The organism is Clostridium sp. DSM 17811, from assembly GCF_018861905.1.
GTDB classification, from domain to species: domain Bacteria; phylum Bacillota; class Clostridia; order Clostridiales; family Clostridiaceae; genus Clostridium_AD; species Clostridium_AD frigoriphilum.
This window is the reverse complement of sequence record NZ_JAHLDU010000005.1, coordinates 213,706-238,410: the sequence shown is the minus strand read 5'-3', so window position 1 is coordinate 238,410 and position 24,705 is coordinate 213,706. Positions and strand designations below refer to the sequence as shown.

Below are 24,705 nucleotides of genomic sequence, written 5' to 3'. Positions count from 1 at the left end.
TAATATATTATTTATAATATTGATCTTCCTGAAACAGGGTAATCATCAACTATTTTCCCATCTAGGAATCTTACAATTCTTTTCGCACATTTTGCTATATCATCTTCATGGGTAACCATTAAAATAGTAGCACCATCCGCATTTAAATTTTGAAATATTTTCATAATTTCAATTGATGATTTTGTATCTAGATTACCTGTTGGTTCATCTGCCATAATGACTGCCGGGTTGTTAACCATTGCTCTTGCAATTGCAACTCTTTGTTTTTGTCCGCCAGATATTTCATTAGGTCTATGTTTAATCCTGTCACTAAGTCCAACCTTTTCAAGTGCGATAAGTGCCCTCTCCTTTCTTTCTTTTGCGGGTATTCCTGCATAAAGCATTGGGAGCATAACATTTTCAAGTACTGATATCCTTGGGAGTAGATTAAATGCTTGAAATACAAATCCTATCTCTTTATTCCTTATTAATGCAAGTTGATTATCCTCGAGATTGGAGACATCCTGGCCATTTAAGAAATATGTACCAGCATCCATTCTGTCCAAGCATCCTAAAATATTCATAAAAGTTGATTTCCCGGAACCTGAAGGTCCCATTATCGCAGTGAATTCACCTTTTTCAATTTTAAGGCTTACCGATTTAAGTGCAGTAAAATCAATATCTCCAGTTATGTATCTTTTTAATACATCCTTTACTTCTATCATTATTTTCCTCCTAGATTAATAGAATCTTTAACCATTACACCATTTGTGATGGAGCTACCTGGATTTAATATTACACTCTCACCTACTTTTACACCGCTTACGATTTCCATATCAGTATCTGATTGGAGTCCTAATTTTACGTTTTTTTGGACTGCTTTTCCATCACTAACAACAAACAAATAAGTCGACCCATCTTTGTTAGTTAATATCGACTCTGCAGGAACCTTCACAGCAGCCAGTACTTGATTAAGCAATATATCCACATCTGAGTCAAAGTTTACTTTTAACTGCGGCGCTGCTTCTAGTACATCAATTTCTACAGTTAAAGTTGTATCTCCACCTGTAGCTGTTGTATTAACTGTTGCCGTTGGATAGATTTTTGAGACCTTAGCCTTATAACTCTTACCACCACTTAATATTGTTGATGATTGTCCAATAGCTACTTTAGCAGCATCATATTTTCCAACTTTAACAATACCCTTTAAATTTGATATATCCTGAACAATTATAGCCGTTCCCTGTCCTCCAGTTTGACCACTTATAACATTAACTTCCGTTACAACTCCATCAATGTCAGATGTAATATTTGAGTTTTGCGATAATTTAATTTTTACTGAATCAAGAGTGTTTTTAGCTGCTAAAACAGCATTATCTAGTTGTATTATCTTTTCATCAGATAATACATTTGCATTATCATTTTTATTCACTGCATCCTTTTTTTGAGATATAGCATTATTATAATTAATTTGAGCAGATTCTTGTTGATTATTAAGATCAGCTGTATCATAAATTAATATAATATCCCCTTTTTTAACTTTATCACCAACACTAACTTTAACATTTGAAATCTTAGTTGCCGCAGATACAGCATAATCTTTTTCATTTTTAGATTTTATAGTAGCTGTGGTGGATAAGTACATTTTTACATCGCCTATTGCAACCTTTGAAGTCTTTACAGTTATGACCTGTTTCTTATTTCTTGAAGTGAACTGGATCCCTCCAATAATACCTATAATTGCTACTATTACTACGCCAATAATAATTTTCTTTTTCATGATAACCTCCTACATATTTATAATTCAAAAAATAAATTCAATAGTTTATATTTTACACGATAAGTATCAATAAGTATCAATAAGTATCAACATTTCCTTACCTATGTATTAAATTTTTATTAAATTAGTCCGATAAATGATTATTATTCTCCTAATCACCCCTTAATATTACAACTTATCAAAAATAATCATAATATGTTACTTAATTATTAAAAGCTATATCAGTTGTATTAACCGATATAGCCTTTATTTATAATATTTTAAATACCTATTCTATAAGTCATATTTTAGTAACTTTCCGATTTAAATTGGAAAGAACACTGGTATAAATAGTATAGCACTAAAAATAATACAGATTCCTGTAACACCAGTAGCGCTTAATATGTATTCAGCACCTTTTGAATTGTCTGCATCATTTCTCTGATACTTTAACCCAATAATCCAAAAAACTAATGCTATTATTAGCACTATAGCATCCATTATAAATAATATTTTAATCATCTTATCCTCCAAAGTTAAATATTTTTAATAGCGAGGTTAGTAATCCTAATAATTCTATTTTAAGTTTAATTTCTCTACTTTTTATAAACTAAATATAAACAATGTATAAACTTTAAGAATCATTACAATATTATTTAATGGAACTTGTTTAATGGACTTATTAACTAATCAAATTATTTTATTGCAATCTCAATCTCATCATCATTGAGTAATTTATCACAATCTAAAATAAGCTTTACCTCATCTTCTACTTTTCCTATTCCCCTAATATACTGATTGTTAAAACTTGTTTTAATGTCTGGTGGAGGAACAATATTACTGTCCTCTATATTAATTACTTCAGAAACATTATCTACAATAAGTCCCACAGAAATCCCCTTAATGTCAATTACAATTATACATGTCCTATCATTATATTCCTTTGGTTCTTTCTTAAATCTAAGCCTTACATCAACAACCGGAATGATTTTTCCTCGAAGATTTATTATTCCCTTTACATAATTGGGCAATTCAGGTACTTCTGTTATCTCCTGTATACCAATTATCTCTGTTACAAACTTAATCTCAATTCCATAAGACTCTTTCCCAACGTAAAAAGTTAAAAATTTACCCTTTTGAGTATCTTCTGCCGTTTCAATAATTTCATCTAAAACCTCTGCCATTTTAATACCACCTTTCACAAAATCATCATTCTAAACATATTGTTTACATTAATACTTCCCAAAGTCCATATTACTAAGAGATATAACTGGTTTACCTTTTGTTACTGCTACTTCATCCTTGGCTAAAGATCTATTTTTTATCTGGTTTGAATTTCTTTGAGCTTCTAAAAACATTCCATTATGAGCTAATGATGTGCCTCCTTTTAGATTGAATTTTCCAACCATATTCTTAAGCATCGCTGCTTGACTTGAAAGTTCTTCACTAGCTGCTGCACTTTGCTCTGAAGTTGCTGAATTAGTTTGCACCACATCTGAAACTTGCTCTATTCCCTTATTTATTTGGTATATCGCTGTTGCCTGCTCATTTGAAGCCGCTGCTATTTCTCCAACTAAAGTTGCAGCCTTAGATACACCTAACACAATTTGATTCAGAGATTCTGCAGTATTATTAGCAATCTTTGTTCCAAACTCCACTTTCTTTATAGAGCCTTCCACTAGATCTGTAGTTTCCTTAGCAGCCTTCGCGCTTCTAGCTGCAAGATTTCTTACTTCCTCTGCAACTACCGCAAAACCCTTACCATGTTGACCCGCTCTTGCCGCTTCTACTGCAGCATTTAATGCTAACATATTAGTTTGAAAAGCAATATCATCAATAACTTTAATTATTTTTGAAATATTAGAGGAAGATACAATTATTTCTTCCATAGATTCAAGCATTTCTTTCATATGAGAATTTCCAAGTATAGCTCCTTCTTTAGCGCTAAGTGCAAGCTCATTTGCCTGACTTGCATTGACTGCATTTTGTTTAGTTTGTGCTGCAACCTGCGTAATTGAAGAAGTCAACTCTTCTATAGCACTTGCCTGCTCAGTAGTTCCCTGTGATAATGCCTGACTACCATCTGATACTTGGTTTGAGCCAGATAAAACTTGCTCAGACGCCTCAGTGATATTGCCTAATAATTTATTAAAAGATTCTATAGTATTGTTCAAAGAATCCTTTATAACCTGATAACTACCTTTATAATTACCAATCATATTCACGCATAAATTACCAGCTTCCATCTCTTTTAATACTTCTGCCGACTCATTTATTGGTGCTTCCACAGCATCTAGAGTTTTATTAAGTCCTTCTAATATATCTCTGAACCCACCGTGAAATTTCAAAACATCACTTCTAGTTTCAAGTTTTCCATCTATTGCACCATCTGCTATAACACTTATTTCTTTAATAAGATTCTGTATAGTAGACATCATCAAAATCATTGCTGGCAATAACTTATCATTTTCCGATCTTTTACCAATTTTATTAAGATCCTCGAGTCGACTTGTATCACCTAAGGATACTTGTGTAAACAAGTCGGATATGCTCAAAATTCTTTCATTAACAGAATTTATATTATCAGCAAGTTCCTTCATCACGCCTTCATAAGAGCCTGTCATTTTGATTGTAAGATCATTTACAGCCATACCTGCTAAAACCTTTTTTGATTCATTTATTGGCTTAGTAATTGCATCTAATGTTCCATTAAACCCTTCTATTATCTCGCGATAACCTCCTTGGAATTTTGATACATCACTTCTAACATCAAGATTTCCCTTCACAGCTGCATCTGATATAATAGCAATCTCCTCAATAAGATCCTTTATTGTAGACATCATTATCACCATTGTTGGCATTAACTCATCATTTTCTGACCGTTTACCAATTTTGCGAATTTCCTCAATGCCCTTAATATCGCCTACTGATATTTCCGTATTAAGTTTTACTACATTTGCTATCCTTGAATTAACAGAGTTTATATTATCAGCAAATTCCTTCATCATCCCTTTATATGAACCTGTCATTTTAACTGTTAGATCATTTGCTGCCATACTCCCTAGAACTTTTCTTGATTCATTTAATGGCTGCGTTAATGAATCAATAGTTTTATTTACACCTTGTATTATTCCCTTATAATATCCATTATGTTTTGTTTCATCTATCCTTGTTCCAAATTCACCTTCCCCTATTGCATCTTTAAGGCTATTTATATCTATGTTTAAATTTTCAATTGACTCACTGATAATCTTAGATATTTTAAGTCCCAAAATAATAGAAATAGAGATACCTACTATAATTGATATCATAATCATTAAAACCGTAAAATCATAAACTTTTATCGTCTCTATCCTTTTAATCGCTGAGTACCCCATATAACCAATAAACCATCCAATAATAGATATAATAGTAAACCAAGTTAACAATTTTGGTCGTGTTTTCATATTCATATACCACTTCATAAATTTTCCTCCTAATATTAATTACTAATTACTTTTCACATTTTATAAGATTTCTTTAAAAATACTATTTTTTAGTATTTACCGAATTCCTTATTACTAAGGGATATTCTTGGTTTACTTTTAGTTACAGCCACTTCATCCCGAGCTAATGAATTGTTCTTTATGTTACTCAAATTTCTTTTAGTTTCTAAAGATACTTCATTATGAGTTATGATAGTACCTCCTTTTAGACTAAATTTTCTAACCATATTCTTAAGCATTGCTGCTTGACTTGAGAGTTCTTCACTGGCTGCCGCACTTTGCTCTGCAGTTGCTGAATTAGTTTGCACTACATCTGAAACTTGCTCTATTCCCTTATTAATTTGATATATCGCTGTTGCTTGCTCATTTGAAGCAGCTGCTATTTCCCCAACTAACGTTGCTGCCTTTGATACTCCTAAGACTATTTGGTCAAGGGATTCTGCAGTATTATTAGCAATTTTTGTTCCAAGCTCTACTTTCTTAATAGACCCTTCTACTAATTCTGTAGTTTCTTTAACAGCCTTCGCGCTTCTAGCTGCAAGATTTCTTACTTCCTCTGCGACTACCGCAAAGCCTTTACCATGTTGCCCCGCTCTCGCTGCTTCAACTGCAGCATTTAATGCTAACATATTAGTTTGAAAAGCAATATCATCAATAACTTTAATTATCTTTGAAATATTAGAGGAAGATACATTAATTTCATCCATAGATTCAAGCATTTCTTTCATATGAGAATTTCCAAGTATAGCTCCTTCTTTAGCGCTAAGTGCAAGTTCATTTGCCTGACTTGCATTAACTGCATTTTGTTTAGTCTGAGCTGCTACCTCTGTAATTGAAGATGTTAATTCTTCTATTGAGCTTGCTTGCTCTGTAGTACCTTGTGAAAGGGCTTGACTTCCATCTGATACTTGATTTGAGCCAGATAAAACCTGCTCAGATGACTCAGTAATACTACTCAATAATTCATTAAAGACTTCCAAAGTATGGTTTACTGACTCCTTTATAACTCCATAACTTCCCTTATAATCCCCAGCCATGTTTACGCATAAATCTCCTTCTGACATTTTCATTAATACTTCTTCCATTTCATTTATTGGTTCTTCCATAGCATCAAGTGCCATATTAAAGACTTCTAAAACTTCACGGTAACCTCCCTTGAATTTTGTTACATCCCCTCTTACTTGAAGGTTACCATCCGCAGCAGACCCCGCTATCATACTTGCTTCATTTACAAGATTTTGTATTGTTGTCATCATTACTATCATTGACGGCATTAATTCATCATTTTCAGACCTTTTGCCAATACTTGTAAGTCCTTCAAGCCCTCTTGTATCGCCCACAGATATTTCCACTAATAATTTTACTACAGCTGAAATTCTAGCATGAACAGAATTAATATCTTCTGCAAAGTCTTTCATAGCTCCTTTATAAGAGCCTGTCATACTCAAGGTATGGTCATTTAATGCCATCTTTGATAGTACGTTTCTAGATTCATTAATTGGCTCAGTAATTACATCAAGAGTATTATTTATACCCTCTACTATTTTTCTATAATCTCCACTGTGTTTAGATATTTCTGCTCTTGTATCTAGCTTACCTGCTACTGCTGCATCTACCATCATATTTACATCGCTACTCAATAACTTTATAGCCACAATTATTTTTTCGAATGATTGTGCTAACTCGCCAACTTCATCCTTATTATTAGTTTCTACCTTAACATCTAAATGACCTTGTGAAATTTCATCTGCTGCTTCAAGTAATCTTTTAATAGGTTTTGCTATTAAATTTGATATAAAATACCCTAATAATAAGGATGCTATTACTGCAATTACCACGATAACAATAAGTATTAATATTATCCTATTAGTTGAACTTTGTTCAGAATTATTTAATGAAGTTCCAGTAGATATATTTTGTTGCATATTATCATCAATATTTGCTGAAACCTCATCACTATGTATAGCCGCTTTCTTTAAAAGTGCTGTGGCCTGTGCATCTTTATTTTGAATGGCTAATGCCGAAACTTGATCTTTCTCAGTATTATAATCATTTAAAGACTTTTCTAATTTAGCATAAATTCCAATCTCTGCTTCACTTTTCCTAGTCTTTTTAAACTCCGCTAAATTTTTTATTATTATAGTATCATCTGCTACTATTATATCTTGATATTGCTTGAAATTATTAATATCAGTTTCTGATACCAAATCTCTTATAGCCGATCGATTTTTTTGAAAAGCTTCAGCTATATAACCTAATTGGCCTTGAGAATTTCCATAGTTGGTAATAATATTTTGAGAGTTTTTTTGAGTCGATTGAATACTAAAAATACCAATTAACCCTATACTACTTGCTAATATTGCAACTATAATAAATCCTAATATCATTTTTTTGCTAAGTTTCATGTCATAATACCATTTCATAATTTTTTCCCCCTAATGTTAATTAAAATAAATTTATTACATAAACACGTTCAATTTAAATAAACCTACGCTAATATTTTATTATCCTTTTAGTATTTCCCAAAATCTGTATTACTCAAAGATATTTTTGGCTTACTTTTAGTTACAGCTGCTTCATCTTGAGCTAATGATCTATTCTTTACCTGATTTAAATTTATCCTATCCCCTAAAGATATTTCATTATGAGTTACAGCGGTACCTCTTTTGAGATTGAATTTTTCAACCATATTTTTAAGCATTATTGCTTGTCCCGAGAGTTCTTCACTAGCCGCCGCACTTTGCTCTGCAGTTGCTGAATTAGTTTGTACCACATCTGAAACTTGCTCTATTCCCTTGTTAATTTGATATATTGCTGTTGCCTGCTCATTTGAAGCAGCCGCTATCTCTCCTACTAAAGTCGCTGCCTTAGATACTCCTATGACTATTTGATCAAGTGATTCTGCAGTATTATTAGCAATTTTTGTCCCAAACTCTACTTTCTTAATAGATCCTTCCACTAAATCTGTAGTTTCCTTAGCTGCATTCGCGCTTCTTGCTGCAAGATTTCTTACTTCCTCTGCGACTACCGCAAAGCCTTTACCATGTTGTCCTGCTCTCGCCGCTTCAACTGCAGCATTTAATGCTAACATATTAGTTTGAAAAGCAATATCATCAATAACCTTAATTATTTTTGAAATATTAGAAGAAGATTCATTGATCTCCTCCATAGATTTAAGCATTTCTTTCATATGAGAATTTCCAAGTATAGCTCCTTCTTTAGCGCTAAGTGCAAGTTCATTTGCCTGACTTGCGTTAACGGCATTTTGTTTAGTCTGAGATGCTACTTCTGTAATTGAAGAAGTTAGTTCTTCTATCGAACTTGCTTGCTCAGTAGTACCTTGCGAGAGTGCTTGACTTCCATCCGATACTTGATTTGAGCCTGACGATACCTGATCTGCAGCATTATTTATTTCTGTGAATACTTCATTATAAGATTGAACTATAAGGTTTAATGCGTCCTTAATCTTTGCAAAGTCACCCTTATATTCATTATTAATTGATAAATTAAGATTGGAATTAGACATTTCAATTAAAACCTCTGAAATTTCAGTTACATAAGATGCTAGCGAATCTATAGTATCATTTAATGCATTTTTGATATCTGCATGGTCCCCTTTATAATCTCCTTTAACATGTACCTTTAAGTTACCATTTGCTATTTCATGCAATACTTCTGATGATTCCCTAACAGGTTCAGTAATAGCATCCAATGTGTTATTTATACCCTCTACTATCTTTTTATAATCTCCAACGTGCTTAGTTGCATCTGCTCTTATGTCTAGCTTACCGGCTATTGATGCATCCACAAGCATATTCGTATCGCTTACAAGTAACTTTATAGCTAAAATCATTTTTCCAAATGACTGTGCTAAATTTCCAACTTCATCCTTAGTATTTATATCTACATTAACATTTAAGTTTCCTCCTGAAATATTATCTGCTACTTCAAGTAATTTTTTTATTGGTTTTGTAATCGATCTTGAAATTAATATCCCTAAACACATAGATAAAATTACACCAGCTATTATAAATCCAATCATTATAATTTTTGAACTTATAGCCGTAGCAGCATCATCATTAGAAGTTGTTTTTGCTAATTCAACCTTCATTTTAGTAAGCGCTGCCATATCATCTTCAACTGAGGCATTAATTTTCACTACGTCCCCTCTAAGTAAAGCAACCGCAGCATCATCCTTATTCGCTTTTGCAAGAACAATTACCTGAGCTATTATTTGATTATAATCTGCAAATGACTCGGTAACTTTATCATTTAATACTTTTTCATCAGCTGTAAGATATGTTTGTTTAAAAACAAGACTATTTTTATTGAAAACATCTTTACTGACATTATACCTAGACTCGTAAAGCTCTATATCTTTTGCACTCTTAGCTATTATTATATCTCTAACATCCACTCTCATTTTTACAAAGGATTCCGTCATATTGTAAAGATTACTCATTGGTGCAGTCATATTTTTATAAAGTTTTGTATCATTTTTACTTATTAAATCTATATTACTAACACCTATTATTCCAATTACTGCAGCAATAATCGATACTATAAAAAATCCTGTTAATATTTTCTTACCCAATTTAAAATTATTAAAAATTTTCAATTTAAAAGCCCCCTTTAATTAGTTTATATTTCTAAAATACCATTCACATCTAAAATAAGACTGATATTACCATCTCCAAGTATGGTACATCCAGCTATGCCTTTAGCTTTCTTAATATAAGTCGGTAACGCCTTTACTACTACTTGTTGTTGTCCTATTAAAGAATCTACAAATAAACATGCTGTCTTTGTATTATCTTCTACTAAAATCATTATGCCTTCATTTGAAGTGGTTACATTAGTATCGATATTAAATATTTTATGAAGTCTATATATTGAATAGGCTTCACCACGTATCATTATCATTTCATTTCCCGCGCTATCCGAAATCACTTCATTTTCTTTTGGCTTAAAAGATTCCCGAATCGCTGTAATAGGGATCGTATATTTTGATTTCCCAACAGCTACCTCTAATCCATCTATTATAGCCAAAGTTAAAGGGATTTTAATAGATATTTCACTGCCCTTTCCTTTTTCACTTTCAATAGATATAGATCCACCTATATCATCAATATTTTTTTTAACTACATCCATTCCAACCCCTCGGCCGGAGTACTCTGTAACATTTTCATTTGTAGAGAATCCAGGCAATAAAATGAATGAGAAGATTTCTTTATCTGTTAATTCTTCCTCAGCTTTACTAACTAATCCTTGAAGTTTTGCCTTATCATATATTTTTCTTTTGTCTAAACCTTTCCCATCGTCGCTAACGATTATAAACACATCACCGCCAGCATTTTTCGCCTCCAAAGTAATCTTTCCCATTTCTGGTTTACCAGAAGCTAGCCTCTCCTCTTTTTCTTCTATTCCATGATCTAAAGAATTCCTCACAAGGTGCATCAAAGGGTCTGAAATATGATCGATAATATTTTTATCAACCTCAGTTTCTTCACCAATAATCTCAAGTTCAACCTCTTTATCTAGCTTTTTACTCATATCTCTAACAATTCTATTCATCTTGTGAAAAGTCATAGATACTGGTATCATTCGTATAGACATTACTATATCCTGTAATTCATTAGTGAGTTTTCCTAGTTGCCTTGCTGCTTTATTAAAGTTATCCAAGGTCAGTCCCTCTAAATCCGGATTTTTTGCAACCATCGCCTCTGAAATCACAATTTCACCTACTAAATCTAAGAGCATGTCCAATTTCGAAATATTTACACTTATAATACTTTGTTGCTTTCCACTTTTAGCTATAGGTTCAGCCACTTCTTTATGTATTTCCACCTTATCTAACGGATCTTCAAGATTAATTACTTTTTTATCCTTTTTAGCTGTTGTTTCTTCAACCACAACTCCATGATTATCTTTTATAGCTTTAATTTCTTCTGGGTACTCATCTACTTGTAACAATTCTATTTCCCTTGAAAAAATAATTTCATCAAACTTTTCTTCGATTTTTTCTTTTTCTAGATTTGTAGCAAATCCCATTAAAAAACCATTTTTTCTTATGTTTTGAACACTATTGCTATTTTCTATGATATCTTCAGGGATATGATACATCTCACTAACTACATTTTTAAGATTGTGAACTACAGTGTAAGCTCTTACATTCTCCATCTCGCAACCGTCTTCGTAAAAAATTCTTGCAATATACTTTTGGTTAACTTCTATACTTGAATTCGGATAGGAATCTATCTGATACTTAGTATCTTCCCCTACTTCTAAATTATCGTTCTTTACGATTACTCCACTAGATTCTTTCATAACTTCAAGAATCTTTGAACCTCTTAGCACAAGCGACTCACTTGATCCATTTGCTTCTTCATTGTTTTCAATTTTTGCAACTTCCTCTTTGATAAAATCAATCCCAGAAAGCACCAAGTCAAATAAGCATGCAAAGTCTATAGTTACATCTTTATTTTCTCTTATAAAATAAAATAAGTCCTCCAGTGAATGGGCTAGAACAGCAATATCATTAAACATCATCATTGCTGATGAGCCTTTTATAGTATGCATTATTCTAAATATCTCATTTATCGCTTCTGTACTAAGATTTTCACTTTTTTCACATTCAATACTTATTTCTTCAAGTTGTTCCATTAATTGTGTTGCTTCGAAAAGATATATTTCTAGCATTGGCTCTCTAGTGATTTCATTATCAGACATATTTGTAACCTCCCTTATTAAACTATTATAATTTACTCAAAGATTTTACTATTGTTTCTTCATTAAATGGTTTTATCAAAAATCCTAATGCACCCGAAATCACAGCTTCTCTCACAACTGATTCTTGTCCCATTGAAGAAATCATCAAAACTTTTGCATTTTTATCAAAAGCCCTTATATGCTTTAATGCATCAAGTCCACCCATTACTGGCATTGTAATATCAAGAGTTACTATATCAGGTTTAAGAAGTTTGTATTTTTCAATAGCGCTAAATCCATTTTCTGCCTCTCCAACTACTACAAAACCATTCTTTTCAAGTATATTTTTTAATGCTACCCTTATAAATAATGCGTCGTCAGTAATCAAAACACGTTTAACCAAATCTATCTCCCCCTAAAAATTATTAAACTAATCCAAGCTTCTTCATAGCTATCTCTAGATCCTTTTTATATACCGGTTTTTCAATGTAAATATCATACCCCTCTGTTAAAGAATCAGTTACAAATTGAGTCTCAGATAGTGCAGTTATTACCATTACTTTTACCCGTTGATTTTTTTTCACTCTTTTTTTTCTCTCCATTTCACGTATGGAGTTTAAAACTTTGACCCCATTTACCTTAGGTATCATTATATCTAAACTGATTAAATCGTATGGCATACCTTCTTGTAAGGCTATTAAATATGCTTCTAAAGTTTCCATACCATCAACGGTTATATCACAATCTCCATACTTAGAAAGAGCCTTTTGTAAAAACATTCCACTTGCTTCGTCATCTTCAACTATTAGAATTCTCATTATTTTTATCTCCCATAAATTTAATCATTATCTTGTTAATTATCTGATACTCATCATTTAATTTGTTCACTAAGTTTTCAACTTTCACACCATCACCTTTTCTAGCAGCAAGCTCTATTTTAAAAGCTATAGTTTTTAAAGATTCTGCCCCTATTCTATTTGACAAAACTTTAATTTGATGAGATTCTTTCTCAATAAAAATTAGATTTTTAACTTGTAATAGTTGATTTACTTTATCCATAGATATATGTATTTCTTTAAGTTGCTCCAAATCTCCCTGCATAAGCTGAATATGTTCATCAGATGATACGACAAAATTACCATTAGCACTAACCTTAAATTTATTGTACGGAACTTCTAAAAATTCATCCTCATGAGTGACTTTATTTAACTTTAATTCGATTGGGAATTTTTCATCTTGTTTACTTCCAATTTTATAATCAATAATAAAACAGAAATCACTTCCCTTGCCTTCTTTACTTTCGAACCATATTTTGCCACCCATCATTTCAACAAGTTCTTTAGAAATGGCTAGGCCTAGACCATTTCCACCATATTTCCTTGAAAAAGAACCATCAACTTGACTAAAACTTTTAAATAATTTTTCTTTTTTATCTTCAGCAATACCAATACCAGTATCCGTAACCGTAAATTGTATTTCTATATTACCTTTTCTATGAGAAAGTTTATCAATTCTAAGACATACTTCTCCCTTATTCGTAAATTTAATAGCATTATATATCAAATTATTTAATACTTGTCTCAGTCTATTAGGATCACCAGTTAGATATTTTTTTATTGGAGAGGAATATTCTAAATTAAGTTTCAAGCCTTTTTCTGCTGCTAAAAATGAATGCACTTTGATTACTTCTCCTATGAGTTCTATAAAATCGAATCTAATTGTTTCTATTGCAAGTTTACCAACTTCTATACTAGAAAAATCAAGTATATCTTCAATAATCTTAAGCAAGTTTTTAGTGCATTTCTGTGCTGTTTTAATATATCCACTTTGTTCATTATCACTGTCCGTAGAAAGTGCTAAATCAAGCATCCCTGTAATTCCATTAAGCGGTGTTCGAATTTCATGACTTATATTTGCCAAAAATTCACTTTTTGCTTTGTTAGCCGCTTCAGCTTCTTCTTTAGATTTTTTCAATTCCACTTCTATTTTCATGATTCTTGTAATATCACGAAATATCATTACAGCTCCTGAAACCTTACCTTGCGAAAGCTTTATAGGTGAACAACTTGCGGATAAATATTTTTTTGTTCCATCTTTCGCTATAAGAACAGTTCGATTTCTAAGTCCAACTGAAGTACCTAACTGTAATGCTAATTCCACTGGACTTCTCATTGGCTCATTATTTTCGATATCAACTAAATTAACCACTTCATTAAATTTTTTCCCTCTTGCTTCATATACTTTCCATCCTGTAATAAATTCAGCCACATCATTCATAAAATCAATAATTTCATTATTATCAGTGGAAATGACACCATCTCCAATGCAAGTTAAAATTGCAGCCATACGTTCTTTACCCAAGTAATTATCCTGCTTATATTTTATATTAATCAATATCCCCTTCCTTCTTCTAATTACACATTCATTTGTTTCGTTTTAATAATATTTTTGAAGTCATTAATTTTGAATCTCCCTTCGATGAATTAATATTTTTTAAATGCTTCTAGAAAAACGTCAAGGGTACTTAGTACCTGTTCTTTAAATTTAAATTTATAGTCGCTTTTTCTCCATCGATATACAATAGCTAAAAAGGAACCTATCATTAAATCTGTTAAAATTCTACTATCTATCACGGGGTTCAAATTGTCAGATTTTTGTGCTTTTTCCATAAGTATTCTAAAATAAATTATTCTTTTATCTATTATTTCAGCCTCTTTCTTAACTAGTTCTCCCTGGTGCAACAACATACCTGAAATATTTATAAGACATGTACTTTCTGGATAATTCTCATAGTTTTCAGAATAAATAGAAGCAAAAAGCCTTATAGCTTCAATGGATGATAAATTTTTCTTCTCTACCGTTTCAATAATAGATGCATCAAGTTCCGTATGATACTTTAAAACAGCTAAAATAATTTCATTCATATTTTTAAAATGGCTAAATAAAGTTCCTTCTGATATTTTTTCTCGTTTTGCAATTTCTTTGCTTGTCAAACCTTGTATACCAAGTTCACTTATAATTTCTACAGTTGTTATAACTACACTATCCTTACGACTTATTAATGTTTGTCTCATATTAAGCCACCTTTTATATAAGTTGTTAAATTAATGTACATCTTTTATATACTTACAATTTTCCGAGTTTATACTCGATGTTTTAATTATATATAATAGTAATAATATGTCAAGCTTTTTGTCGACTATTAGTATAATTTAATACATTTTAAAGTTTTACAGTAAAAAAAGAATGAAATAACCAACAAACTTTCTTAATAACTTTATCCAAAATTAAAGAGTTTTAATTTTCTATAATAGCATCTTTATTGCTGCCAAAAAACATCTGCTCCCATAATCCTTCTTTCTGAAAAACCTCTATATTTCCATTTTTTTCAACCGTTAATTTGACTTCACCAATACATCTTATATAAGTAGGATTGACCCCCAAAGCTTTAACTATAAAGTTTCTTATTGGAGCAATTCCCAATCTATCAAGCATATTGAAAGCTAAAATATCATATTCTCTTTTAAATTCTATTTGATATTCAATTCCATTATCCTCTTGATGTATAAACGTCAAGTTATTATCAATGAATTTTTTAGTTATTTGGTGATATTTAGTATTCAATCTTTTAATTACTGTCTTTTCTTCATTATCATCTACTATAATCCCATCCTTAGCTATCATCATAACTGGCAATCTAGTATAGGCGTATTTCTTTTGCGTAATAATATCACACGCTATGATTGTATAAGGACCAATATTTGCACGACACCAATACCAATGATTCATGAGTTTTCTCATATGTATATTACCCCAGTTATGATCGTGATATCCATAACCATTTAACTCAAACTTTTCTCCTTTGTTCTTTAAAGTTGCACTAATATCTGCAGATGGTTGTGCAACAATCCATGCAAAATAATGTTCCTGTTTTTCTCCATAATACCAATGTCCTGTTCCCGGGCGCCACATTGGTAATTTAGGTTTCATTGTACAAGTATATTCAACATCGCCATCTATAAAATGTATTAAATAATTCCCTTTTAAATATTTAATACTGCTTTGACCAATTAATACATCACATACCTCCTTTGAAGCACGAATCTTTTGTCCCTTACCCTCAGAAATACGCTTTAATATCTTTTTCCCATTTGGAAAAGTTATCTCAAGCGATGCCGTTGGATTTGCAAGACCTCTTACATCAAATCCATTTTTTGTATAAAATATAACAACTACTTTAGTACCATCTGAGTACTCAGCATCAAAATACCACCATTCGTATGTACCTCTACCACCAGTGCTTCTCATTCCATCTTCCCAGGCTTCGACTTCTTTATTAATGCCTAATCGCTGATAATAGCTAATACTTTTGCCTAAAATTGCTTTTTCACTCATATCTCACCCTCCTTACCCTGATCCAATAATTTTTATAACTGTTTTGGCATTGTCAAGCTGCACTTGATACTTTCTCCATTAAATTATACTCCCAAACCATACACAATAAGAAAACCCACAACTTATTAATTAGTTGTGGATTTTACCTTTAAATCATCTCCCGGACATAAAAGAAGAACCAGATTAATAAAACCTGATTCTAGTTTTTCCATATTTAAAACATATTATTTTTCTAATATATTTTTAATTGTTTCTTTCATTTCTTCACATTTACAATTATCAAAGAAATATTCTTTGAATTTTTCTCCGCCTATAGCGCCTTTTAAAAGATCTTGATCAATATCTTTTAAAATTGTTGCCATATCTTTATATGTTACTTTTTTAACTTCATCTAATATCTTTTTATTTCTTTGTTCTGGAACAACTCTTTCTTTTGGATATCCCTTACCGCTTTCGCCTTGGAATAATCTTCCGAATATGTCTTCCAAATTTAATTCTGCTCCCCATCCAAATCCCTTAGCAAAAGGCATTGCGATAGCATTTCCATCATTAACTTGTGCAAACATATATGCATCTGAAGGATCTTGTACATGACCACATAATACTCCAGGAAATGAATTGCATGCTAGCATTGCTCCTTCGCCAGTACCACATCCAGTTATTACATAATCAGCTGCTCCTGAATTTAAAAGAATAGCTGCTAAAATACCATTTTGAACATATGTTAATTGCGCCTCATCATCTGCGCTGTACATTCCATAATTAAATACCTCATGGCCTTTTGGCAACACTACTTTTTTTAATGATTCATATATGATCCCATTTTTTCCTGCTTGGCTATTCTCGTTAATTAAAGCAATTTTCATTTATATTCCCCCTATTATGGCTATTGAAAACACTATCTTATTCTGGTTGTTTTCCAAGAGTAGCGAGTATTCCACCATCTACATATAACACATGGCCATTTACAAAATCTGATGCATCAGATGCGAGGAATACAGCTGGTCCTACTAAATCTTCTGTTGTTCCCCAACGTGCAGCTGGAGTTTTCCCTATGATAAAATTATTAAATGGATGTCCCTGGGTTCTAAGTGGTGCAGTTTGAGGTGTTGCTATATATCCGGGTCCAATTCCATTACATTGAATGTTGTATTCACCATATTCAGCTGCAATGTTTTTAGTTAACATCTTAAGTCCACCTTTTGCAGCCGCATAAGCTGAAACGGTTTCACGTCCTAGTTCACTCATCATTGAACATATATTTATTATTTTACCATGTCCCTTTTTAATCATTGCAGGTATTACAGCTTTGGATACTATAAATGGTGCGTTTAGATCTACATCTATAACCTTTCTAAAATCTGCCGCTTTCATATCAATCATTGCAACACGCTTAATTATTCCTGCATTATTTACAAGGATATCAATTACGCCAACTTCTTTTTCTATTTTTTCAACTAATTCATTTACCATCTGTTCATCTGTAACATCACATACATATCCAAAAGCTTTTATACCTTCTTCTGCATAAGCTTTTATTCCCTTATTCACAAGTTCTTGATTTATGTCATTAAACACTATTGTTGCTCCTGCCTCACTATAAGACTTTGCAATAGCAAATCCAATACCATATGATGCACCTGTAACTAATGCAACTTTACCTTCTAATGAAAATTTCTTAATTATATCCATGAAATATTCCTCCTCGAATTTATAATATTTATATATGTTAAAGAAATATATATTATTTATATGTTTCTTTAAAATTTTCAATTATTTTAACGTACCATTAACACCTTACAAAGTAGATTCATTCCAATTTACAATACACTCTAATACTTGTTGACCATTTTCATCATTTTTACTTTCAATTTGGTCTATTAAAATGTTTGCTGCTTGTTGTCCTTCCTTAAAAGCAGGTTGCACAATAGTTGTTATGCTAGGCGTTGCAAAATTAGTCCACTCAGTATTATCAAATCCCATAAGACCTAAATCAGGCATTAAAAAATAATAATCTTTTAGTGCAATAAATACCATTGGTAAAGCCCAACAGTTAGGAACAAAAATTAATTGTTTTTCTTTTTTATTAATATGTTTAACAAGGAAATCTAATATCTTTTTAGGATTCTTTTCATCATTATCTTCAACAATTAATTTTTCATAAGCTAAATCATTATCTAATAAAGCATCAATATAACCAGAAGTTCTTTCAATGCGAGTGCTTAACAAACTAGGATCAGCTGTTATTAGAATGAATTTTTTATACCCTTTATTTATACAAACAACAGTAGCTTCATAAGTAGCATCATAATTATTTGTTTTTACCCATTTTGTTTTATAATCGTATACATTACTATCAAAAAAAACCATTGGTTTTTTTGCTTTTTTAGAAATTTCCTTAAATTGAATTGTAGGTTGTACAATAAACCCATCAACACCCATAGATAACATTCTACCTATAAGATTTTCTTCCCTAGAATAATCATAATTACTATTTGCTACAATAAGTTGATAACCTTTTTTACTTGCTATATCTTCAATTCCTTTAACAATTTGGTTTGAAAATGTATTAGTAATATCTCCAATCATTATCCCAAGCAACTTGGTACTTTTTGAATTTAGACTTCTAGCAGCAATACTAGGTTTATAATTTGTTTCTTTTATTACCTCTGCTATTTTTTGTCTTGTTTTTTCAGACATTTTCTCAGTTTTACCATTTAAATAAAAAGAAACAGTCGTTTTAGAAGTACCTGCTAAATTTGCAATTTCTCTAATCGTAATCTTACCTGAATGCGTCATATCTAACCCCATATTTAAATAATTTATATTCCTATATTATTATATTAACATAAAAAAATAATTTAGTAAACTAGTTTACTAAATTATTTTATTTGTTTAGATATCTCCATCTACTAGCTGCTTAAAATTTATACTTTCTAGTTCTGCATTTAAACTTTTTTGTACTTTTGTCATTGCTCTATGCACAATGCATACCCCACTTATATTCAAATTACAAAAACTTGGTTCAATTACACACCTATTAACACATATAGGACCATCTATTGCTTCAATAACATCTCTTAAGTTTATTTCCTCTGGCAATTTATTTATAGCATATCCTCCCTTTACTCCCCTATAAGATTTTATAATATCTGCTTGTATTAGCTTCCTTAAAAGCTTTAAGAGAAATCTTAGCGGTATTCTCTCTTTTTCTGAAATTACTTTTGATTCTACCTTTTCGCCATAACCTAATTTACATAAATAAATTACTACCCTAAGACCGTAATCTGCTTCTTGTGTTATTTTCATAATATATCTCCCTAACTATACTCATTTGGTATACTTTATACTTTAAGATATTTACTGTATTTTGTCAACAAAAAGGTAATAAATGTTTAATATTAACATTAAAATCAAAATGGACCTACTCACGAGTTTTATTCATGAGCAGGTCCCAAATTTATATTTTCCTAAAATTACTTCATTGACTCGATGATACTTTCAGCAATTGCATCCATTGAATCCACATCGTCCTCTTTCATACTGGAGTTTAATGAGATTTCATTGTCTAAAATAGTTATTTCTTTCATCTCACCCAAAAGTTCACGCATCAGCTTACCAGATTGAGGAGCCCATGAACCATTTTCTATAAGAGTAAAATTACGTTTTTGAACATTTAATGCTTTCATATCCATTATATAAGCAAGCATTGGTGGATATATCTTAAGGTTGTATGTTACAGAGGCAAGAACCACATTACTATATTTGAATGTCTCAGAAATCAAATATGAGACATGAGTTTTAGAAACGTCGTACATCACGACATTTGTCATTCCCTTTTCCACGAGCCTTGTTGCTAAATCACTAGCAGCAGCCTCAGTATTTCCGTACATTGTTCCATAAACAATCATTACACCTTTTTCCTCAGGTGCGTATCTGCTCCACTTGTCGTACTTACCTAAAAAGTATCCCAAATCATTACGCCATACCGGTCCATGTAGTGGACAGATAATCTTGATGTCGATAGTTCCAGCCTTCCTTAAAAGGTCCTGAACATGAGGGCCATACTTGCCTACAATGTTTGTATAATACCTTCTGGCATCGTCAATCCAATCACGGTCAAAGTTAACTTCATCATTAAACAACTGGCCATCTAAGGAGCCGAAAGAACCAAAAGCATCTGCTGAAAATAATACACCATTTGTAGTATCAAATGTCACCATAGCTTCTGGCCAATGTACCATTGGAGCAGCCACAAATGTAACTACATGTTTTCCAAAGGACATTGTATCGCCCTCTTTAACTTCTATTACGTTTTCATCGATATGGAAACCGAACTGATGCATGAACAAGAAAGCTTTATGGTTACATACAATCTTTACATTCGGATAACGAAGAATAATCTCTTCAATGCACGCTGCATGATCCGGCTCCATATGGTTAATTACCAAATAATCTAAAGATTTACCTTTTAAAACTGATTGAATATTTTCAATGAACTGACGGCAAATTGACCAGTCAACTGTATCAAAAAGTACTGTCTTCTTGTCTATTAGTAGATAAGAATTATAGGAAACACCCCTTGGAATAGGATGAATGTTTTCAAAAAGGGCAAGACGACGATCGCTTCCACCAACCCAATAAAGATCCTCAGTTATATTTCTAACACAATACATATATATAATCCTCCTTTACACTAAAAACATATTATTATATTTAATTATTATAAAAATTAAACCTCTATAAACATATCTTTTTCTTCACCGCAAGCAGGGCAAGTCCATTCGTTTGGTATATTTTCAAAGAGAGTACCCGGAGCTACTTCGCCTTCATCATCCCCTACGCCAGGATCGTATTCATAACCGCATCCATTACATACATAATGTTTCCAAGTTGGAATAACTTCCTTCGGAGCTGCTGACTTCATCTTCACCATTGGTGGAGCATCTTTCTTTGCTTCTCCATTATCTAAAGCAGCAGTTAGAAGTGGTAATATTTCCATTATATCACCAACAATACCATAATCTGAATTTTTAAAAATTTTAGCTTTAGAATCAATATTTATAGCCACAATTGTACTAGCATCCTTTATACCTTTCAAATGCTGACCTGCACCTGAAATACCGCAAGCAATATAAAGATTTCCTTTAAATTTTTGACCAGACATACCCACATAACGATTTAGTGGTAAATATTTAAGGGTTTCAGCTACTGGACGAGAAGATCCTATAGCTGCACCGGCTTGAACTGCCAAGTCTTCTATAAGCTTCATATTTTTCTTTTCACCAATACCTAGACCTACACTAACTACCCTTTCCGCCTTAGTAATAGGAGTGTCCATTGGAATCCCAACTGTAAAATCATATTTATCTGCCTTAAGAGCTTCCACAAGTGCATTTACTTTTTCACTTGAAGTTCCATCGCTAAAAATTATTTTTTTACGATAACCTGTAGCAGGTCCACGCTTAGTAGCTTTACCTGGGTTCTCATTTTTTGGCATCTTACCTATGATGTGAGCAGCGATAACGACACGTTGGATCTCATTAGTTCCTTCATATATTGTACAAATCTTAGCATCCCTGTAAGACCTTTCGACTTCCATACCCTTTAAATAGCCGCTTCCACCAAATATTTGAAGTGCATCATTCACAATTTCAAGGCAAACGTCGGAAGCGTATTGTTTCGCCATAGCAGCTTCCATACTGTAGTTCTCATGATTTTCCTTAAGCTCTGCTGCACTGTAAATAAGTAATCTAGCTGCGCGAAGTTTTGTTGCCATATCTGCCAACTTAAAAGATATAATTTGTTGCTGACATATAGGTTTTCCAAATTGAACTCTTTCCTTTGAATACTCAAGAGCATTCTCATAAGCACCTTGTGCAATGCCCAGTGCCTGAGCTGCAACACCAATACGGCCACCATCCAAAGTTGCCATAGCAATTTTAAAACCACTACCTTCAGCGCCTAATAGATTTTCTCTCGGAACCTTCACGTCATTGAATATTAGCTCAGCAGTGACAGATGAACGAATACCCATTTTATCGTAATGCTTACCGAAGGTAAAACCTTCTGTATCCTTCTCCACAATAAATGCACTTATACCTCGAATACCTATGTCCGGCGTAGTAATTGCAAATACAATATAAATATCAGCCTTACCAGCATTTGTGATGAAGATTTTTTCACCATTTAAAATATAATTATCACCATCGAGTACTGCAGTGGTTTCAGTACCTCCAGCATCACTACCAGCATTTTCCTCGGTAAGACCGAATGCGCCAAGTTTTTCTCCCTTTGCGAGTGGCACCAAGTACTTTTGTTTTTGCTCATCTGTTCCATAAGCTGAAATTGGGTAAGAACCTAGTGATGTATGAGCTGATAAAATTACGCCTGTCCCACCATCAACTCTTGATAATTCCTCAACGGCAATTGCGTAGCTTATTATGTCAAGACCTGCTCCACCGTACTCTTTGGGATATGGTATTCCCATCATCCCCATATCTGCTAACTTATTAATAACCTCGCCCGGAAATTTGTTTTCCTGATCTAACATAAATGCAATAGGTTTAACTTCCTCCTGGGCAAACTCTCTAATTTTAATCCTCAAATTTTCATGTTGCTGCTTAGTCTTAAAAAGCATATATAATACCTCCCTTTAATTAATCTGTTTAATAAATATAAATTCGTAAACGTCTTCTTAAAGTGTACCTAAATTGTATACTTTCATTGTATACCTAAGAAATACACATTGCAACCTTAATTCCAACTTTTTTCCTTTTTCATTTATTATACAAAAAAGAACCTATATTAATAGATTCTTTTTTGTATCTATAATATATGTTCCATTTTATTGCTACACTTATTTCGTTTTCAGTTTGCAATATACACAATAAATGTTAAATATTCCAGTGTTCTATATTAACGTTTACTATTCCTCCTTCTGCATAAAAGAAAATGTTTTTGCTCTCCTTCTTAGGGTAAATTCTAGATGAAAAAGTTTCTTCGCCTTTATTTATGAATATTTCAACAGATGATTTATCCATGAATAAACGTATGCTTAATTTTTTACACTTCTCTATTTTGCACTTTCTCACACCCGTTTTACTTAATCCACTTTTGCATCTGTCCAATATTATTTTTTCCTCTTCTGTATTATAGTATAACAATGTTTTCTCATTTCCATTGTCATCACATCTAAGTTTAATCCCAAATTCCAAGACATTTTCCCATGAAAAATCACAAATCAGTTCAAAACAATCTCCATAAATATTATCCAATTTAATCTGTTCATTATTTATTAATACATTATCATACCTAGTTTCATTAGTTCTAAGTAATTTTATTTCTTCTACTGGAATTTGATAGATTTTATTATTTTCAAGATGAAGTTCTCTAACAATTGTTAGACAGTGAAGCCAATTATTCTTTACCGTAGGGCTATCTTCTTCCTCTGGAATACCCATCCAACCAACCAAGAGTAACCGTCCTTTTTCATCTCGTGAAACTTGAGGAGCATAAAATTCAAAACCTCTATCTAACTCAATAAAATCACCATAGGCTAATTTCCCCGTTTTATAATCTAATTTACCTAACAAATATCCACATTGATATCTATTATTATATAAGTCACCCTTAGGCTCTACCCCCTGAGGACAAAAAAGTAATATATCTTTTCCATCTAAGTTAAATAAATTTGGACATTCCCACATATAGCCTAAATAATTCAATCCATTTGTATTTGCACCAGCAACTTCTCCAATTTTATTCCAAGCTAGTAAGTCCTGTGAACTATATAAAAGTACTACTCCTTCTTCTTTCTCTGTTTGGGTTCCAATTGCCATATACCATAGCCCATCATATTTCCAAACTTTAGGATCTCTGAAATGCGTTGTATAACCAGTAGGCACATTGCTTATAACAGGGTTGTTTTTATATTTAACAAAGTGTTCGCAATCAATGCTTTGTGCAATACACTGATAGGTTTCTCTTTTCCCTAGTTCATTTTTTACATTTCCTGTATAAATCAAAGTTAATTTACCATTATTATTTACAGCCGAGCCAGAATAACATCCATGAGTTTCATACCACTCACTTGGACAAAGTGCAGGTGATAACATACTCCAATGAACTAAATCCGAACTTTTTACATGAGCCCAATAAACCATTTTATCTTTAGGATACAAAGGATTAAACTGATAAAACAGATGATATTCACTATTAAAATGAATAAATCCATTAGGGTCATTCAAAAAACCTACACTTGGCATTAAATGATATTTTAATCTATAGTAATCATTATTTCCATTCATAATATCACAACCATTTCAAATTTTATTTTTTTATTTTAAAACTTGAAAGAGAGAATGATTTCCTCTCTTT

Annotated in this window: 20 protein-coding genes; all 20 read right to left on the bottom strand. The window is 32.1% G+C overall.

Translation table 11 applies throughout. From position 1 onward, the window contains the following. Positions 1–11 precede the first annotated feature (11 nt). Positions 12–704, bottom strand: a complete 693-nt coding sequence (locus KPL44_RS09310; RefSeq protein WP_216248981.1) for an ABC transporter ATP-binding protein — start codon at positions 702–704, stop codon at positions 12–14. Beyond that, complete coding sequence (locus KPL44_RS09305) at positions 704–1,759, bottom strand: efflux RND transporter periplasmic adaptor subunit (protein ID WP_216248980.1); 1,056 nt, start codon at positions 1,757–1,759, stop codon at positions 704–706. Before KPL44_RS09305 ends, KPL44_RS09310 begins: the two co-directional genes overlap by 1 nt. Before the next feature lie 303 nt (positions 1,760–2,062). Then, positions 2,063–2,260, bottom strand: coding sequence for a hypothetical protein (locus KPL44_RS09300; protein WP_216248978.1), 198 nt, complete (start codon positions 2,258–2,260; stop codon positions 2,063–2,065). Positions 2,261–2,433: 173 nt separating this feature from the next. Next, entirely contained in the window at positions 2,434–2,922 is a 489-nt protein-coding gene (locus KPL44_RS09295; RefSeq protein WP_216248975.1) for a chemotaxis protein CheW, read from the bottom strand. A 48-nt stretch (positions 2,923–2,970) separates the two neighbouring features. Further along, complete coding sequence (locus tag KPL44_RS25270; RefSeq protein ID WP_253201688.1) at positions 2,971–5,202, bottom strand: methyl-accepting chemotaxis protein; 2,232 nt, start codon at positions 5,200–5,202, stop codon at positions 2,971–2,973. A gap of 71 nt (positions 5,203–5,273) precedes the next feature. Further along, positions 5,274–7,646, bottom strand: a complete 2,373-nt coding sequence (locus KPL44_RS09285) for a methyl-accepting chemotaxis protein (RefSeq protein ID WP_216248973.1) — start codon at positions 7,644–7,646, stop codon at positions 5,274–5,276. Between the two features lie 89 nt (positions 7,647–7,735). Further along, complete coding sequence (locus KPL44_RS09280; RefSeq protein ID WP_216248971.1) at positions 7,736–9,841, bottom strand: HAMP domain-containing methyl-accepting chemotaxis protein; 2,106 nt, start codon at positions 9,839–9,841, stop codon at positions 7,736–7,738. A 23-nt stretch (positions 9,842–9,864) separates the two neighbouring features. Then, complete coding sequence (locus KPL44_RS09275; protein WP_216248969.1) at positions 9,865–11,952, bottom strand: chemotaxis protein CheA; 2,088 nt, start codon at positions 11,950–11,952, stop codon at positions 9,865–9,867. 25 nt (positions 11,953–11,977) lie between these two features. Then, on the bottom strand, positions 11,978–12,334 hold the full coding sequence (locus tag KPL44_RS09270) for a response regulator (protein ID WP_216102800.1): 357 nt from the start codon (positions 12,332–12,334) through the stop codon (positions 11,978–11,980). A gap of 22 nt (positions 12,335–12,356) precedes the next feature. Then, entirely contained in the window at positions 12,357–12,749 is a 393-nt protein-coding gene (locus KPL44_RS09265) for a response regulator transcription factor (RefSeq protein WP_216248966.1), read from the bottom strand. After that, positions 12,730–14,325: an ATP-binding protein gene (locus KPL44_RS09260; RefSeq protein ID WP_216248964.1), complete on the bottom strand. Its 1,596-nt coding sequence runs from the start codon at positions 14,323–14,325 to the stop codon at positions 12,730–12,732. The genes KPL44_RS09265 and KPL44_RS09260 overlap by 20 nt, the downstream gene beginning before the upstream one ends. An 89-nt stretch (positions 14,326–14,414) precedes the next feature. Then, positions 14,415–15,005 carry a TetR/AcrR family transcriptional regulator gene (locus tag KPL44_RS09255; protein WP_216248962.1) on the bottom strand — a complete coding sequence of 197 codons (591 nt, stop codon included), beginning with the start codon at positions 15,003–15,005 and terminating at the stop codon, positions 14,415–14,417. 223 nt (positions 15,006–15,228) lie between these two features. After that, positions 15,229–16,326 (bottom strand): hypothetical protein, encoded by a 1,098-nt coding sequence (locus tag KPL44_RS09250; protein ID WP_216248961.1) that lies wholly within the window; start codon positions 16,324–16,326, stop codon positions 15,229–15,231. 224 nt (positions 16,327–16,550) lie between these two features. Continuing rightward, entirely contained in the window at positions 16,551–17,192 is a 642-nt protein-coding gene (locus KPL44_RS09245) for an RpiB/LacA/LacB family sugar-phosphate isomerase (RefSeq protein WP_216248959.1), read from the bottom strand. Between the two features lie 37 nt (positions 17,193–17,229). Continuing rightward, on the bottom strand, positions 17,230–18,018 hold the full coding sequence (locus tag KPL44_RS09240; RefSeq protein WP_216248957.1) for a gluconate 5-dehydrogenase: 789 nt from the start codon (positions 18,016–18,018) through the stop codon (positions 17,230–17,232). 105 nt (positions 18,019–18,123) lie between these two features. After that, complete coding sequence (locus KPL44_RS09235) at positions 18,124–19,125, bottom strand: LacI family DNA-binding transcriptional regulator (RefSeq protein WP_216248955.1); 1,002 nt, start codon at positions 19,123–19,125, stop codon at positions 18,124–18,126. A 96-nt stretch (positions 19,126–19,221) separates the two neighbouring features. Next, positions 19,222–19,635, bottom strand: a complete 414-nt coding sequence (locus KPL44_RS09230; protein WP_216105688.1) for an RrF2 family transcriptional regulator — start codon at positions 19,633–19,635, stop codon at positions 19,222–19,224. A gap of 167 nt (positions 19,636–19,802) precedes the next feature. Continuing rightward, positions 19,803–21,002, bottom strand: a complete 1,200-nt coding sequence (locus KPL44_RS09225; protein WP_216248953.1) for an FprA family A-type flavoprotein — start codon at positions 21,000–21,002, stop codon at positions 19,803–19,805. A 56-nt stretch (positions 21,003–21,058) separates the two neighbouring features. Then, entirely contained in the window at positions 21,059–22,966 is a 1,908-nt protein-coding gene (locus KPL44_RS09220) for an acyl-CoA dehydrogenase family protein (protein WP_216248951.1), read from the bottom strand. Positions 22,967–23,222: 256 nt separating this feature from the next. Beyond that, positions 23,223–24,635 (bottom strand): glycoside hydrolase family 32 protein, encoded by a 1,413-nt coding sequence (locus KPL44_RS09215; protein WP_216248949.1) that lies wholly within the window; start codon positions 24,633–24,635, stop codon positions 23,223–23,225. Positions 24,636–24,705: the final 70 nt, after the last annotated feature.